Raw genomic sequence first — 15,266 nt, forward strand, 5'->3', positions numbered from 1 at the left:
GGTGAGCGGCGCGCGAATACGGGATTGTCACCAAGTCTGGCGCGGGATCCCCTCTCCAGGCGATGCCGGGCCTGCCCGGTATCGCTCCAAGGTGTGGGAGAGGGGTAGGGGTGAGGGTGGCGCGCTTCCGTGCAAGGCTCCGAACGTTGAGCTGCGCAGCTCGACGCTCGGTGCCTGATCCTGAACCCGAGCCACCCTCACCCCCGGCCCCTCTCCCACACGGGAGAGGGGAGGTGTGCTTCACCTCGCGTCGTTCAGCATAAAGAACGACCGGGTTACGTGTTCATCGGCCACTTGGCCGGCGCCACCGCGGCGGCATCCGGGAAGATCGTGACGAACTTGTCGCCGATCCATTGCAGCAGCACCGGGTCGGCATGGGTGTTCTGGCCGTCCGGCCCGAACGCCACCTTGGTCCAGGGCATGATCGTGCGGGTGCCCGGGATGTCGGTGGCGGCGAGCGCGGCGCGGATCTTCTGGCCGTCGGTCGAGCCGGCGCGGTCGAGGGCGTCGGCGAGCACGATCAGCGCCATGAACTGGCGCGAGGAATTGTCGTTGAGGTCGCGGCCGGCCCGGGCCTTGTACATGTTGTTCACCGTCGCGACCATCGGACGCTTGGCGGCGAGGTCGAGGGAGAAGCTGCCGCGGGAGATCAGGCCCTGGAGCTTGTCGCCGACGGTGTCGTAGGTCACCTTCTCGGAGAAGCCGGCGGCCTGCGCGATCATGCTCTTCGGCTTGTAGCCGAGCTCGGCCATGGTCTTGGTGAGCAGGATCGCGTCGGTGGTGTAGCTCGTCGGCAGCAGCACGTCGGCGTTGGCGGTCTTGAGCTGCTGTACCTCGGCGGTGAGCGAGGGCGAGTTGCTCTTGTACTTCACGTCGGCGACGAGCTTGTAGCCGCGCTCGCCTGCCAGCTTGCGCTGCACGTTGGCCGAGTCGACGCCGTAGATCGTGTCCTCGAAGAACAGCGCGATCGAGTCGATCGTCTTGCCCTGCTTGCGCTGGGCATCGAGGAAGTCGAACATCGCGGTCGAGAACATCTCGTCGTGCGCGGCCGGGCGGAAGAAGAGCTTCAGGCCCTTGCGGTGCAGGCTCGGCGAGGAGGAATCGGCGCAGACGAAGGGCATGCCGTAGCGCTCGGCGGTGGCGCTGACGGTAGCGGAGACCGCCGACTGGTAGCAGCCGACGAGGGCCGAGACCTTGTCCTGGGTGATGAGGCGCTCGGCCTCGGCGCGGCCCTTCTGCGGATCGGCCTGATGGTCGGCGAAGACGAGGCGGATCTTGGCGCCGCCCATGCCGGCGAGGCCCGCGCCCTTGGCGGTCGGCAGGTCGAGGTCGTGGTCGTTGTTGATGATGTCGAGCGCCGTCTCGATGGCGTGGCGGGCATCGACGCCCATCTGCGCGCTCGCCCCCGACATGGGGTAGAGCACGCCGACCACCACCTCCGGTGCGGCCGCGCGGGCCGGTGCGCCGCGGAGCGAGGCGAGGGAGAGGGCACCGGCCCCGACCAAGAGTTCTCGACGACGAATCATGCGCTGGCCTCCAGGGGCTTTCAGATGTCCTCTAAGCCTCATTCCGCGTCCTTTGAACGGCCTGTTGCCAAGCTGTGAACAGCTGGCGTCGAAACGGTCGCAGGCCCGGCCGCGGCATGATGCACGAACAAGAGTCCAAGACGAATCGGTTGGGAACGACTTCTAGAGAACGGCGAACTCGCTGTTGCGCCGGTCGGTGATCAGCATGCAGCCGGGGGCGTGGGTGATGGCGAAGGCCGGCCGCACGGCGGCGATCACCGATTGCGGGGTGACGCCGCAGGCCCAGAAGACCGGGATCTCGTCGTCGCGGATCTCGACCGGATCGCCGTAATCGGGCGCCCCGATGTCGCGGATGCCGATCAGGTCCGGCCGGCCGAGATGCACCGGCGCGCCGTGGACGGAGGGGAAGCGCGAGGTGATCTGCACCGCCCGGATCGCCTGGGCGGGGGTGAGGGGCCGCATCGACACCACCATCGGCCCGGCGAACCGGCCGGCCGGGGCGCACGGAACGCTGGTGCGGTACATCGGCACCCGCACCCCCATCTCGACGTGGCGCAGGGGGAGCCCGTCCTCGGCCATCGCGGCCTCGAACGAGTAGGAGCAGCCGATCACGAAGGCCACGAGGTCGTCGCGCCACAGATCGGCGACGGAGTCCCGCTCCTCGGCCACCTCGCCGTCGCGCCAGACCCGGTAGCCGGCGACGTCGGTGGCGATGTCGAGATCGAGGCCGAGCTCGGGGATCGTCCGCTCGCCCTTCGCCGAGACGCCGATGATCGGGCAGGATTTCGGGTTGCGCTGGGCGAAGAGCAGGAACTCGTCGGCGAGATCGGCGGGCAGCACCGCGAGGTTGCCCTGGACGTAGCCGTCGGCGATGCCGGCGGTGCAGCCGGTGATGGTGCCGCTGCGGCAGGCGAGGCGCGCCGCCTCGCCGCTCATCCGCGCCCGATCGAAGGGAAGGGTCATCGCCACTCCTCTGCCCGGAACTTTTCGTGCCCAGCAATGCGCCATGATCACATCGTAGGCAGGTAAGCGCCAATCATCATTTCGCATCGGTTTCGATAAGATCCGCTTATCGCCAAGGGGATCACCGGCGCCAGTCCGGCGAGGCCGCGACCTCGCAGGCGAGCCGCGCCGCCGTCGCGGCGAGCCCGTCGTCGGGGGCACTGGGATAGGTGGCGGTGAAGTGGATGTCCGGCAGGGCCGGCGCCGGGGCGATGATCCGCAGCGCGCCCTCCTCGATGTCCCGGCGCACCACCTCGGGCGGGATCACCCCGATGCCGATCCCCTCCCGCGCCATCCGTACGATGGTGGAGAGCGAGGCGTTGCTGTGCAGGCGCGGCGGCGGCAGGTTCGATTGCGCCAGCATCTCGCGCAAGGACACGTAGGGGTTGGTGTTCTTCGGGTAGGTGATGAGCGGGTGCTTCAGCAGGCTCTCCAGGCTCACCTCGCCGGGGCCGAGATCGAGCCCCGGCGCGGCGATCCAGGCCAGGGACACGCTGCAGAGCGGCAGGTTGACCAGGTTCGGCATGGTGATCGGCCCGACCAGGAAGGCGAGGTCGAGGTCGCGGTTGAGCAGCGCGTCGCGCATCGTGGGCGAGATGTCGACCGCGATGTCGACGGTGATCCCCGGATAGGCCTCGTTCATCCGGGCGATGAAGCGCATCAGCCAGGTATGCACGATGGTGTCCGACACGCCGAGACGCAGCACGCCGCGCATCGCCCCGGGCCCGGCCACCGCCTGCATCATCTCGGTGCGCAGGCGCAGGAAGCGCTCGGCGTAAGTCAGGAGGTCGCGGCCCTTCGCCGTCAGCACCACCGAGCGGGCGCGCCGCTCGGACAGCCGCACCCCGAACTCCTCCTCGAGCGCCGCGATGCGCTGCGACACCGCCGGCTGCGAGGTGTGCATCCGCTCCGCCGCCTTGCGGAAGCTGCACAGCGAGGCGGTCCAGTAGAAGATCTCCAGGCTTCTCAGTTCCGCCATGCCCCGTCCCGGATCGCCCGCGGGACGAGAATGGAGCAAGGTTCGGACCATGCGCAAATGGCGGCGGCCTGCGGCGGAATGGCGAGAGGTTGGACGCGGGCCTTCTCCTCTCCCCGACAGATCCCGGGCTTGCCCGGGATCTGCAAGCGATAGGCGAAGTCGGGCAAGCCCGACTTCTCGCGGGGAGAGGGCCGTGTCACCGTTCAGGTGACGCGGCGAGCGGAGGCGAAGCCGAAGCGGGGGTGAGGGGTGTTTCCGGAAGAGCCTCGCGCGTCGAGACCCCCTCACCCCCGCCCTTCGGGCTCCCTGAGCCCCTTCGGAGCTCAGGCCTCTCCCCGCGAGAAGTCGGGCATGCCCGGCTTCGTCCCTCGCTTGCAGATCCCGGGCAGGCCCGGGATCTGTCGGGGAGAGGGGAAACCCGCGCCTCATCCTTCCGCCAACGACCCGTCGCACCGGTCCATGCTAGACGTCGCTTCGGATGGACAGGACCAGGCCAGTTTGGACGCAATCCCTCCCCGCACGCTCTCCGCCAGCGCCCGCATCGGCGCCGACCTGAAGGCGCAGATCGCCGCGGGCCTCTATCCGCCCGGTGCGGCCCTGCCCTCGACCCGGGCGCTGGCGGCGGAGCTCGGGGTCTCGCGCACCACCGTGACGGCGGCCTACGACCAGCTCGTCGCCGAGGGCTACCTGGAGACGCGGCCGGGCGCCCGGACGCGGGTCGCCGCCGGCATCCTGCCGAGCGCGGCCCCGGCCCCGGCCGGGCCGAACCCGGCGCCCCGCCTCTCCGCCTTCGGGCGGCGCATCCTGGCGGAACCGACGCCCGCTTCCCTGCCGGCGCCGGCGATCGACTTCCGCTACGGCGACCTCTCGGGCGACGATTTTCCGGTCCTCGCCTGGCGGCGGGCGCTCACCGCGGCCCTGCTGCGCCGGCCGGCCCGGCTCGGCTACGGCGATCCGCGCGGGCTCCCCGCATTGCGCGCCGCGCTCCAGGCCTATCTCTGGCGGGCGCGCGGCCTCAGCTGCGGCCTCGACCAGATCGTCGTGGTCAACGGCTCGCAGCAGGGGATCGACCTCTGCGCCCGGCTCCTCGTCGATCCCGGCGACCGGGTGGTGATGGAGGATCCGGGCTACGGGGCGGCGCGAAAAGTCTTCGCCGCCGCCGGCGCCGCGATCGTGCCGGTCCCGGTCGATTCGGAGGGCCTGCAGACCGGGCGCCTCCCGGACATCGGTCCGGCGCGGCTCGCCTACGTCACGCCCTCGCACCAGTTCCCCCTCGGCGGCGTGCTGCCCGCCGCCCGCCGGCAGGCGCTGCTGGCCTGGGCGGAGGCCTGCGGCGCGACGATCGTCGAGGACGATTACGACGGCGAGTACCGCTTCGACGCGCGGCCGGTGGAGGCGCTGCAAAGCCTCGACCGGGCGGGGCGCGTCGTCTATGCCGGCACGGTCTCCAAGACCCTCTCGCCGCAACTGCGCCTCGGCTACCTGGTGGTGCCCGAGGGCTTGGCTGCCGCCTTCGCGGAGGCCAAGCGCCTCGCCGACCGACAGGCGCCGGGGCTGGAACAGGCCGCCCTCGCCGCCCTCCTGGGGAACGGCGGCTACGAGCGCCACCTGCGCCAGGCGCGGCGGCGCAATGCCGGCCGGCGCGCCGCGCTGCTCGCCGCTCTCGCAGAGAGTTTCGGCGGACGGGTGCGCGTCGAGGGCGCGGCGGCGGGCCTGCACCTCGTCGCCTGGTTCGAGGGCGTCCCGGCGGCGGCCGAGGCCGGAATCGCCGCGGCGGCGCGGGTGGCGGGGATCGGCGTCTACCCGGTCGGCCCGCTCTACCATGACGCGCTGGCGCGGCCGGACCGGGCCGGACTGCTCCTCGGCTTCGCCGGCAGCGAGCCCGAGACGATCCGGACCGGCATCCGCCGCCTCGCCGCGGCTTTCGACGACGGACCTCCCATCGGGATGTGACCGGGACGGCCGGCCGGCGAGGGGCGCCGCCCCACCCTCGCCGTCACCTCGCCCGTCATGACGTCCCGGTTCGAGCGAGCCTCGGCCCGATCGGGCCTCGGATACTTCCCACAGTATATGACCAAGGGACAACTCCGAAACAATTGCCGGATGCAGCGCCGACACGCCCGAATCTAAGCGTTCGGCAAGGAATCCCCCCTAGCCCGACAGCAGAGGCAGCATCCGGCCGGTGCATCGCTCCGGCCCTTTCCCGAGGGTCTCCGTGCAGCAACCATCTCCAGCATCGGCGGCGCCCCCGGGTCAGGGGGGGCGGCGGGAGGTCAGGCTCGGGCGCCGGCTCTGGGGCACCGCCCTCCTCCTCGCGGCGGGGCTCGTCGCCCTCACGGCGATCGTCATCGCGCCCTCGGTCGCGGCCTATCGCGATGGCCAGAGCAACCTCGTGCTCATCAGCCGGCTGCGCCAGGTGCTCGAGGCCGCCAACCGTCTCTCGGCGGAGCGCGGCCCGGCGAACGTCGCGATGTCGATCGCGCCCGGCAGCGATCCGGCGGCACAAGGACGGCTCGCCGCGTTCCGGACGGCGAGCGACGGCGCCCTCGCGGCCCTGCGCGGGCCGGCGAAGGACGAGCCCGGCCACGCCCTCCCCTACGGCCTCCTCGCGGCGACCGCCGTCCGGCTCGACGAGGCGCGGCGGGACGTCGACCGGGTGGCCGGCCTGCCGGCGGCGGAGCGGGGCCTGGAGGACATCACCGGTGCGATCGCCCGGATGATCGCCGTGGTCGACACCTTCCAGGACGTGGTCGCCTGGGAGATCCGCGAGATCGGCAGGGCCGATCCGGCGCTTGCCGGATCGGCCCTGATCGGCCACGCGGTGAGCGACCTGCGCGAGTATGGCGGCCGGATCGGCTCCGCCATCATCCCGGCCGTCGCCGTGCACCGCCCCCTCGACGCCCGCCAGTTCACCGACGCCACGCAGATCCGGGGCCGTATTCAGGAGTTGCTGCGGCTGCTGCGCGGCCAGGCGGCGTTCGGGCCCGGGCAGCCCATGGAGGGGCTGTTTCGCGAGGTCGAGGTGACCTTCGCCAGGCGGGGGCTCGGCCTGATCGAGGCGACGATCGCGGAAGGGCGCGCCTCGGGCCGCTACACGCTCACCGCCGACGAGCTCACCCGCCGCTACGTGCCGACCCTGAAGCCGGTCGAGGCCCTGCGCGAGCGCTACCTCGCCGGCATGGTCGCGGGCTTCGCCGCCGAGCGCGACGCGGTGCGCACGCGGCTCCTCGCGGTCGCCTGCGGCACCGTCGCGATCCTCGTCCTGCTGGTCGCCCTGCTGCAATCCCTGCGCGCCTCGGTGCTGCGCCCGCTCCTGGTCGCGCGGGAGACCGCGATGACGCTGGCCGAGGGCGGCGTGCCCGCCGCCCGCCCGCTGCCGGCCCTGCGCATCGTCGAGATCCGTCGGCTGTTCGACGCGCTCTCGGTGCTGGAGGATCGGCTGCGCGAGCGCGCCCGCCTGATGGAGACCCTGCGCCGGCAGGCCGAGACGGACGGCCTGACCGGCCTGAGCAACCGCCGCGGCCTCGCCCTGGCGATCGGGCGCACCGCCCCCGAGCGGCCGGCCGCCGCCCTGATGATCGATCTCGACGGCTTCAAGAAGGTCAACGACACGCTCGGCCACGAGGCGGGCGACGACCTGATCCGGCAGGCCGGCGCCCGCCTCTGCGCCTGCATCGGAACGGCCGGCCTCGTCGCCCGGATGGGCGGCGACGAGTTCGCGGTCCTGCTGCCCGGCTGCGACGAGGCCGCCGCGGTCACGGTCGCCGGGACGATCCTGCACAGCCTCTCCGAGCCGTTCCCGGTCGACGGCCAGACCATCCATATCGGGGCGAGCATCGGCATCGCGCTCAGTCCCGCGCACGGCCCCCTCGCCGACGGGCTGCTCGCCAGCGCCGACATGGCGCTCTACGAGGCCAAGCGCGCCGGGCGGCATTGCCACCGCGTGTTCACGTCCTCCCTGCGCGACGCCACCCTGGCCTGGACCGCGCGCCAGCAGGAACTGCCCCGGGCGCTGGCGGCCGGGGAGTTCGCGCTGGTCTACCAGCCGCAGGTGCGCCTCTCCGACCGCCGGATCGTCGGCGCCGAGGCCCTGATCCGCTGGCGCCATCCCCGGCTCGGCCTGCTCGCGCCGGGCGAGTTCCTGGCCCCCCTCGAGGCGAGCCGGCTCGCCGCGCCGGTGGGCCGCTGGGTGCTCCGCGAGGCCTGCACGCAGGCCGCCGCCTGGCGCCGGGACGGGGCGGGCGACCTGCGCGTCAGCGTCAACCTGTTCGGCGCGCAGTTCCACTCGGTGAGCCTCGTCGACGAGGTGCGGGCGGCGCTCGCCGATTCCGGCCTGCCGGCCTCGGCCCTCGAGCTGGAGATCACCGAGACCATCATCCTGCAGCACGACGAGGCCCTCATCGCCCCGCTGCGGGCGCTGCGCGACCTCGGCATCGGGCTCGCCTTCGACGATTACGGCACCGGCTACGCCTCCTTGAGCCTGCTCAAGCGCTTCCCGCTCACGCGCCTGAAGATCGACCGCTCCTTCGTGCAGGGCATGGAGGCCTCAGGCCAGGACGAGACGGGCCTCGACCAGGCGATCCGGGACCGGGCGATCGTCCAGTCGGTGCTGACTCTCGGCCGCAGCTTCGGCCTTTCGGTGACCGCCGAGGGCGTCGAGACCGAGGCGGTGGCCGGGCGCCTCCTCGCGAAGGGCTGCGAGGAGGCGCAGGGCTACCTGTTCGGCCGGCCGATGCCGGCGGAGGCCTTCGCGGCGCTATTGCAGCCGGAGGAGCGGCGCCGGGCGTGACGGGATCGGGAATGGCCTGCGCCGGGACGCGCGACATCCGGGGCGCGACGGCCGGCTCGGTTCCGTCCGGTCCCCCGGCGTGGTAGCGAGGCCGCTTATCGTCCTCGAACCCGCGTCCCCCGCATGAACCCCATCTTCGCCGACCTGCCGACCACCGTGTTCGAGGTGATGTCGGCACTCGCCCGGGAGACCGGCGCCGTGAATCTCGGCCAGGGCTTCCCGGACGATCCGGGCCCGGCCGACGTGCGCGCCAAGGCCGCCGAGGCGGTGGTGGAGGGCTGGAACCAGTACCCGCCGATGATGGGGCTGCCGGAGCTGCGCCGGGCGGTCGCCGCGCATTACGCGCATTGGCAGGGGCTCGACCTCGATCCCGAGACCGAGGTGATGGTGACGTCGGGTGCCACCGAGGCGCTCGCCGGCGCCCTGATGGCCCTGATCGAGCCCGGCGACGAGGTCGTGCTGTTCGAGCCGATGTACGACGCCTACCTGCCGCTGGTCCGCCGGGCCGGCGGGGTGCCGCGCTTCGTCACCCTGACGCCGCCGCATTTCCGGATCACCGAAGATGCCCTCGCCGCCGCCTTCTCGCCGCGCACGAAGGTCGTGCTGCTCAACAATCCGCTCAACCCCTCGGCCACGATCTTCCCGGACGAGGACCTGGAACTGCTGGCGCGCTTCTGCCAGCGCTACGACGCCGTCGCGCTCTGCGACGAGGTCTGGGAGCACGTGGTGTTCGACGGCCGCCGCCACCGGCCGCTGATGGCGTTTCCGGGCATGCGCGAGCGCACGGTGAAGATCAGCTCGGCCGGCAAGATTTTTTCCCTCACCGGCTGGAAGGTCGGCTTCGTGATGGCGGCCCCTCCCCTGATGCGGGGGCTCGCCAAGGCGCACCAGTTCCTCACCTTCACCACGCCGCCGAACCTCCAGGCGGCGGTGGCCTACGGGCTCGCCAAGGACGACGCCTATTACGAGGGCATGCGGGCGGACTTCGCCCGGGCCCGCGACCGGTTCGCCGACGGTCTCAGAAAGCTCGGCTTCAGCGTCCTGCCCTCGGCCGGCACCTACTTCCTCAACCTCGACATCGCCCCCTTGGGCGAGACCGACGACGTCGCCTTCTGCGAGCGGCTGGTGCGGCAGCACGGCGTCGCGGCGATCCCGGTCAGCGCCTTCTACGCCCACCAGCCGGTGCGCACCATCGTGCGGTTCTGCTTCGCCAAGCGTGACGACACCCTCGACCGGGCGCTGGAGCGCCTGCGCGGCCTGGCGGCGGGGCGCGCAACCTGATGCGGGGCCTCCTTGTCGAGCCGGGGCGCCGGGGCCACATCCTGGATCATGAGCACCACGCACCCGCTCCGGAGCCCCGGGATGACCTCTTCGCAGACGGCCGGCCGCGTTCCGCCCTTCGGGGCGGGTTCCTTCGGCCAAGGATCCTTCAGCCAAGGATCCTCCGGCAACGGAGCCGAGTTCAAGGCCGGCGGCTTCAGGGACGGCCGCTTCCCCCAGGACGATCCCTTCTCCTTGCGCGCCCGGGGTTCCAAGGCCCTGGAGGGCTCGTCGCCCGAGCAGGTGATGGCGCGGCTCGACCTGCTCGCCCATCTCCTCGACACCGCGATCCTGCTGCCGGGCAACCGGCGCATCGGCCTCGACGCGATCGTCGGCCTGATCCCGGTGATCGGCGACGCGATCACCACGGCGATCTCGTCCTACATCGTCTGGGAGGCGAAGCGCCTCGGCGCGCCGCGCTGGCTCCTCGCCCGCATGGCGGCGAACGTGGCGATCGACGGCGTGGTCGGCGTGGTGCCGATCGTCGGCGACCTGTTCGACGCCGCCTTCAAGGCCAACCGCCGCAACGTCGCTCTGCTGCGCAAGCACCTGGAGCGCAGCGGCGCGCTGAAGCCCAGCGTGATCGACGTCACCGCGACCCGCCTCGACTGATCCTGACCGCCTCGCCGGGGGACGCCGCATGAACCAGCGCCCCCCGCTCCCTGAGCTCGACGCCGTCCCGGTCACCTCGCCCGCGGCGGGCCCGGTCAGCCTGCCGCTGCCCGGCCCCACCGGCACCGGGCGGCTGTCGCCGCTGAACCGGCGGCGGCTGGCGAACTTCACGGCCAACCGGCGCGGCTACTGGTCGTTCGTGCTGTTCTGCCTGCTGTTCGGCTTGAGCCTCTTCGCCGAGTTCATCGCCAACGACCGGCCGATCGTCGCCTCCTACAAGGGCGAGATCCTGTTTCCGATCGTGGTCGATTACCCGGAGGAGAAGTTCGGCGGCTTCCTCGCCCGCACCGATTACCGCGACCCGGTGATCGCCAAGGAGATTTCTGAGAACGGCTGGGCCGTCTGGCCGCCGATCCGCTTCTCCTACAACACCCACAACCTCGACCTGCCGGTCCCGGCCCCCGCCCCGCCGACCTGGCTCCTCTCGGACGCCCAGTGCAAGACCGTGGCGGAGAAGACCGGCGGCACGACCTGCCGCGACATCGAGTGGAACTGGCTCGGCACCGACGACCAGGGCCGCGACGTCGTCGCCCGGCTCCTCTACGGCTTTCGCCTCTCGGTGCTGTTCGGGCTGACCCTGGCGCTGGTCTCCTCGGTGATCGGCGTGCTCGCCGGCGCGGTGCAGGGCTATTTCGGCGGCTGGGTCGACCTCGTGTTCCAGCGGGTGATCGAGATCTGGACCGCGATCCCGTCGCTCTACCTCCTGATCATCATCTCGTCGATCATCACGCCGAGCTTCTTCGTGCTGCTCGGGATCCTGCTCCTGTTCTCGTGGGTGTCGCTGGTCGGCGTGGTGCGGGCGGAGTTCTTGCGCGCGCGCAACTTCGAGTACGTGCGGGCGGCCCGCGCCCTGGGGCTCTCCAACGCCCGCATCATGTTTCGCCACCTCCTGCCCAACGCGATGGTGGCGACGCTGACCTTCCTGCCCTTCGTGCTGAACGGCTCGATCACCACCCTCACCTCGCTCGACTTCCTCGGCTTCGGCCTGCCCCCGGGCTCGCCGTCGCTCGGCGAGATGCTGGCCCAGGGCAAGGCCAACCTGCAGGCGCCGTGGCTGGGACTGACGGGCTTCGCGGTGATCGCCGTGACGCTCAGCCTGCTGATCTTCGCCGGCGAGGCGGTGCGGGATGCGTTCGATCCGCGGAAGACGTTCCGGTGAGGAGTCGTCCCGGCTCGGACCCACGACGGCTTTTCCATCCTCCGTGTCATCCCGGGGCCGCGTAGCGGAACCCGGGATCCATAACCGCTGACGGTGCAGAATTCAGCTCGACGCGCTCAGCCATATCCCTGAGCCATCGGTGGTTATGGATCCCGGGTTCTCGCCTGCGGCGAGCCCCGGGATGACCCGGAGGGCTTCAAGACTGTCGGGGACCCCCGACGGCGCTCAGTCCCGGTATACCCGCTCGTAGCGCCTCCCGAGACCGGTCAGGATCTCGTAGCCGATCGTGCCGGCGTTGCGCCCCACCGTCTCGAGGTCGAGGCGATCGCCGATCAGCGTCGCGGGCGCGCCGCGGCGAAGAGCCTCCTGTGGCGCCTCGGTGACGTCGAGGATGATGAGGTCCATCGAGACATTGCCGGCGAAGGGGCAGCGCACGCCGCCGACCAGAGCCTCGCCGCGGCCGGTCGAGGCGCGCGGAAAACCGTCGGCATAGCCGAGCGACAGGGTGGCGAGGCGCCGGGGGCCCGGGGCGGTCCAGCGGGCGTTGTAGCCGGCGGTCTCGCCGGCCGCGACCTCGCGGACCTGGAGGATGCCGGCCTCCAGCCGCACCACCGGGCGCATCGGGTTGTCGTGGCCGGGCCGCGGGTTGCCGCCGTAGAGGGCGTAGCCCGGCCGCGCCAGGTCGGCGCGGCACACGGGCAGGAAGTCGCCCGACGAGTTGGCGAGCGAGGCCCGGATCCCCGGATAGGCGGCGCGCAGGGTGGCGAACGCCGCCGCCTGCCGGTCGGTGAGGGGATCGTGCTCGACCTCGGCGCTGACGAGGTGGCTCATCAGCAGGTCGATGCCGGCTTGCGCGATCACCGGATCGCCGGCGAGCGCCAGCCCCTCCGGCACCGACAGGCCGAGGCGGTTCATGCCGGTATCGACGTGGAGCGCCGCCGGGCGGATCACACCCTCCTGGCGGTTCGCCGCCGCCCATTCGGCGATCTCCTCGCGCGAGCCGAGCACCGGGCGGAGAGTCGCGGCCCGGTATTCCGGCGCGCGGCCGGGGGGGAAGCCGTTGAGCACGTAGATCGCCGCCTCAGGCACCGCCTCCCGGGCGGCCAGCCCCTCCGACAGGTGGGCGACGAAGAAGGTGCGGCAGCCCTCCCGCCACAGGGCCGGCGCGGCCCGGGCGATGCCGCACCCATAGGCGTCGGCCTTGATGACCGCGGCGGTCTCGGGGCACTCCGCCACTTCGGCGAGGCGGCGCCAGTTCGCCCGCAGGGCCGAGAGATCGATGGTGAGGCGGCCGCCATGGCCGATGGGGCTCGAGTCGCGCATGCGCACGGTCTACCGCCCGACCGAGGCCCCGCCAAGGGAGGATGGAATGGCCGCCTGCCCGAAAGTCAGGCGGCCTCTGCTCACATCGTGTCGGGCAGCCGGTCGCCCTGGGCGAGGTTCGAGAACCGGGTGATCTCGGCGTCGAACTGGAGCTCGACCGTTCCGGTGGGGCCGTGGCGCTGCTTGCCCAGGATCACCTCGGCCTTGCCGTAGACGCGGTTCATCTCGGCTTCCCAGGTGAAGAACTCCTCCGTGCCCTCGCGCGGCTTCTTGTTCTTGACGTAGTATTCCTCGCGGAAGACGAACATCACCACGTCGGCGTCCTGCTCGATCGAGCCCGATTCGCGCAGGTCCGAGAGCTGCGGCCGCTTGTCGTCGCGGGCCTCGACCTGGCGCGAGAGCTGCGACAGGGCGACGATCGGCACCGCCAGCTCCTTGGCGAGCGCCTTCATGCCGGTGGTGATCTCGGTCATCTCCTGCACCCGGTTGTCGCCCTTCTTGGACGAGCCCGACAGGAGCTGGAGATAATCGACGACGAGGAGGTCGAGGCCGCGCTGCCGCTTGAGCCGGCGGGCCCGCGCCGCGAGCTGGGCGATCGAGATGCCGCCGGTTTGGTCGATATAGAACGGGATCGTCTGCATGTCCCGGGCGGCGTCGGTGATCTTGTAGAATTCTTCTGGCCGGATGTCGCCGCGGCGGATCTTGTAGGAGGCGACGCCCGATTGCTCGGCGATGATGCGGGTGGCGAGCTGCTCGGCCGACATCTCGAGCGAGAAGAAGCCGACGATGCCGCCGTTCTTCGTCGCGATCGAGCCGTCAGGCTGCTTCTCGCCGACATAGGCCTTGGCGATGTTGAACGCGATGTTGGTGGCGAGCGAGGTCTTGCCCATGCCGGGCCGGCCGGCCAGGATGATCAGGTCCGAGGCCTGCAGGCCGCCCATCTTGGCGTCGAGGTCGGACAGGCCGGTGGCGATGCCCGACAGCCGCCCCTCGCGCTGGTATGCCTTGGCCGCCATGTCGACCGCCGCCGTCAGGGCGTCGGAGAATTTCTGGAAGCCCCCGTCGTACTTGCCGGTCTCGGCGAGCTCGTAGAGCCGGCGCTCGGTCGCCTCGATCTGCTCGCGCGGCGAGGTCTCGACCGGGGCCTCGTAGGCGCCGTTGACCAGGTCCTCGCCGATGGTGATGAGCCGCCGGCGCAGCGCGAGGTCGTAGATCGTGCGGCCGTAATGCTCGGAATTGATGACCGTCGTCGCCTCGGCGGCGAGCCGGGCGAGGTACTGGCCGACCGTGAGGCCGCCGAGATCCGCGTCGCCGAGATAGGTCTTGAGCGTGATCGGGCTCGCGAGCTTGCCGGCCTTGATCAGCGTGATCGACACCTCGTAGATCCGCCGGTGCACCTCCTCCATGAAGTGCTCAGGCAGCAGGAAGTCCGAGACCCGGTAAAACGCGTCGTTGTTGACCAGGATCGCGCCGAGCAGCGCCTGCTCCGCGTCGATGTTGTGCGGCGCGACGCGGTATTCCTGCTGCACGGGCTCGAGATTCGCCGTCAAGGTGCTGGGAATGGCCATCCGGCGGGGCTCCGGCTCATCGAAGGGGGCGGCACGGGTCGGACGACCGCGTGTCGGATCATAGACGTGGCGGCGACCATCGCACCGTCGTGGTTGACCAAACCTTGCATCCTCGACCGAACCTTGGACCGGGGGGCCGGGCGGTCGCGCAAAACGCAGGCGGGGCCCGCGACTCGCGCCGCGGACCCCGCCATGCTGGAACAAAATGGGAACAAGTCAAGCCCGACCCGCGGGCTTGTCCCCGTTGTCCCGGCAATCCCACCCACGAGGGTGGGATTGCCGTGGAGCGATCAGCGGTCGTCCGCGTCCGGGCCGGCCTCGGCCAGGGCGGCGCCGACCTCGAGGCCGAGATCGTCGAGGTTGAACTCCTCGCGGGTGGTGGTCGACTCGCCGCGGGCCTGGCGCTCGGCCTCCTCGGGGCTGCGGGCGATGTTGACGGTGACCTTCACCTCGACCTCGGGGTGCAGCACCACCGGGACCTCGTGCAGGCCGAGGGTCTTGATCGGCTGCGCGATGTTGAACTGGTCGCGGTTCACCGTGAAGCCGTCCTGGGTCACCACCTCGGCGAGGTCGCGCGGGGAGACCGAGCCGTAGAGCACGCCGGTCTCGCCGGCCTGGCGGATCAGCACGAAGCTCTTGCCGTTCAGGGTCTCGCCGACCTTCTCGGCCTCCGCGCGGCGCTCGAGGTTGCGGGCCTCGAGCTGGGCGCGCTGGTCCTCGAAGCGCTTCTTGTTGCCTTCCGTGGCGCGCAGGGCCTTGCCGCGGGCGAGGAGGAAGTTGCGGGCGAAGCCCGGCCGCACCTTCACGGTCTCGCCCATCTGGCCGAGCTTGGCCACGCGCTCGAGCAGGATCACTTCCATGGTCGTCGTCCTTCGATCGGGGGGCCTCGTCGGCCCCGGGTGGTGATGGCGGAGCGTTCCGCCGTCGG

Annotated in this window: 11 protein-coding genes; 5 read left to right on the plus strand and 6 right to left on the minus strand. The window is 71.3% G+C overall.

Annotated features, from left to right (window positions below):
- Nucleotides 1-275: 275 nt before the first annotated feature.
- From DK412_RS20440 to DK412_RS20450, 3 genes are all read right to left on the minus strand, one after another.
- Nucleotides 276-1,526 (minus strand): ABC transporter substrate-binding protein, encoded by a 1,251-nt coding sequence (locus DK412_RS20440; RefSeq protein ID WP_109973448.1) that lies wholly within the window; start codon nucleotides 1,524-1,526, stop codon nucleotides 276-278.
- 162 nt (nucleotides 1,527-1,688) lie between these two features.
- Nucleotides 1,689-2,489, minus strand: coding sequence for a putative hydro-lyase (locus tag DK412_RS20445; RefSeq protein ID WP_109973449.1), 801 nt, complete (start codon nucleotides 2,487-2,489; stop codon nucleotides 1,689-1,691).
- Between the two features lie 121 nt (nucleotides 2,490-2,610).
- A complete protein-coding gene (locus DK412_RS20450) occupies nucleotides 2,611-3,507 on the minus strand; it encodes a LysR family transcriptional regulator (protein WP_109973450.1) in 897 nt (298 codons plus the stop codon).
- Between the two features lie 498 nt (nucleotides 3,508-4,005).
- Here DK412_RS20450 and DK412_RS20455 point away from each other — a divergent pair, with 498 nt between their 5' ends.
- The 5 genes from DK412_RS20455 to DK412_RS20475 all read left to right on the plus strand — a co-directional run bounded on the left by DK412_RS20455 (nucleotide 4,006) and on the right by DK412_RS20475 (nucleotide 11,447).
- Nucleotides 4,006-5,460 carry a PLP-dependent aminotransferase family protein gene (locus DK412_RS20455; protein WP_245447137.1) on the plus strand — a complete coding sequence of 485 codons (1,455 nt, stop codon included), beginning with the start codon at nucleotides 4,006-4,008 and terminating at the stop codon, nucleotides 5,458-5,460.
- 262 nt (nucleotides 5,461-5,722) lie between these two features.
- Nucleotides 5,723-8,296: an EAL domain-containing protein gene (locus tag DK412_RS20460; RefSeq protein ID WP_109973452.1), complete on the plus strand. Its 2,574-nt coding sequence runs from the start codon at nucleotides 5,723-5,725 to the stop codon at nucleotides 8,294-8,296.
- 123 nt (nucleotides 8,297-8,419) lie between these two features.
- Nucleotides 8,420-9,577 carry an aminotransferase gene (locus DK412_RS20465; protein ID WP_109973453.1) on the plus strand — a complete coding sequence of 386 codons (1,158 nt, stop codon included), beginning with the start codon at nucleotides 8,420-8,422 and terminating at the stop codon, nucleotides 9,575-9,577.
- An 81-nt stretch (nucleotides 9,578-9,658) separates the two neighbouring features.
- The gene (locus DK412_RS31575) at nucleotides 9,659-10,228 is read left to right on the plus strand and encodes a DUF4112 domain-containing protein (protein WP_109973454.1); all 570 of its coding nucleotides are present in this window, start codon (nucleotides 9,659-9,661) and stop codon (nucleotides 10,226-10,228) included.
- 28 nt (nucleotides 10,229-10,256) lie between these two features.
- Nucleotides 10,257-11,447 carry an ABC transporter permease gene (locus DK412_RS20475; protein WP_109973455.1) on the plus strand — a complete coding sequence of 397 codons (1,191 nt, stop codon included), beginning with the start codon at nucleotides 10,257-10,259 and terminating at the stop codon, nucleotides 11,445-11,447.
- A 225-nt stretch (nucleotides 11,448-11,672) separates the two neighbouring features.
- On the opposite strand, the gene alr is transcribed toward DK412_RS20475, so the two are convergent.
- The 3 genes from alr to rplI all read right to left on the minus strand — a co-directional run bounded on the left by alr (nucleotide 11,673) and on the right by rplI (nucleotide 15,198).
- Nucleotides 11,673-12,770, minus strand: a complete 1,098-nt coding sequence (alr, locus tag DK412_RS20480; protein WP_109973456.1) for an alanine racemase — start codon at nucleotides 12,768-12,770, stop codon at nucleotides 11,673-11,675.
- 80 nt (nucleotides 12,771-12,850) lie between these two features.
- Entirely contained in the window at nucleotides 12,851-14,338 is a 1,488-nt protein-coding gene (locus tag DK412_RS20485; RefSeq protein ID WP_093568492.1) for a replicative DNA helicase, read from the minus strand.
- 290 nt (nucleotides 14,339-14,628) lie between these two features.
- Nucleotides 14,629-15,198 carry a 50S ribosomal protein L9 gene (rplI, locus tag DK412_RS20490; protein WP_109973457.1) on the minus strand — a complete coding sequence of 190 codons (570 nt, stop codon included), beginning with the start codon at nucleotides 15,196-15,198 and terminating at the stop codon, nucleotides 14,629-14,631.
- Nucleotides 15,199-15,266 lie beyond the last annotated feature (68 nt).

The sequence above is a fragment of the Methylobacterium sp. 17Sr1-1 genome, from assembly GCF_003173775.1.
In the GTDB taxonomy this organism is placed as follows: domain Bacteria; phylum Pseudomonadota; class Alphaproteobacteria; order Rhizobiales; family Beijerinckiaceae; genus Methylobacterium.

What these genes read in the sequence shown, in the direction of transcription:
- DK412_RS20440 (WP_109973448.1), bottom strand. Translation starts at nt 1,526, where the DNA reads ATGATTCGTCGTCGAGAACTCTTGGTCGGGGCCGGTGCCCTCTCCCTC.
- DK412_RS20445 (WP_109973449.1), bottom strand. Translation starts at nt 2,489, where the DNA reads ATGACCCTTCCCTTCGATCGGGCGCGGATGAGCGGCGAGGCGGCGCGC.
- DK412_RS20450 (WP_109973450.1), bottom strand. Translation starts at nt 3,507, where the DNA reads ATGGCGGAACTGAGAAGCCTGGAGATCTTCTACTGGACCGCCTCGCTG.
- DK412_RS20465 (WP_109973453.1), top strand. Translation starts at nt 8,420, where the DNA reads ATGAACCCCATCTTCGCCGACCTGCCGACCACCGTGTTCGAGGTGATG.
- DK412_RS31575 (WP_109973454.1), top strand. Translation starts at nt 9,659, where the DNA reads ATGACCTCTTCGCAGACGGCCGGCCGCGTTCCGCCCTTCGGGGCGGGT.
- DK412_RS20475 (WP_109973455.1), top strand. Translation starts at nt 10,257, where the DNA reads ATGAACCAGCGCCCCCCGCTCCCTGAGCTCGACGCCGTCCCGGTCACC.
- alr (WP_109973456.1), bottom strand. Translation starts at nt 12,770, where the DNA reads ATGCGCGACTCGAGCCCCATCGGCCATGGCGGCCGCCTCACCATCGAT.
- DK412_RS20485 (WP_093568492.1), bottom strand. Translation starts at nt 14,338, where the DNA reads ATGGCCATTCCCAGCACCTTGACGGCGAATCTCGAGCCCGTGCAGCAG.
- rplI (WP_109973457.1), bottom strand. Translation starts at nt 15,198, where the DNA reads ATGGAAGTGATCCTGCTCGAGCGCGTGGCCAAGCTCGGCCAGATGGGC.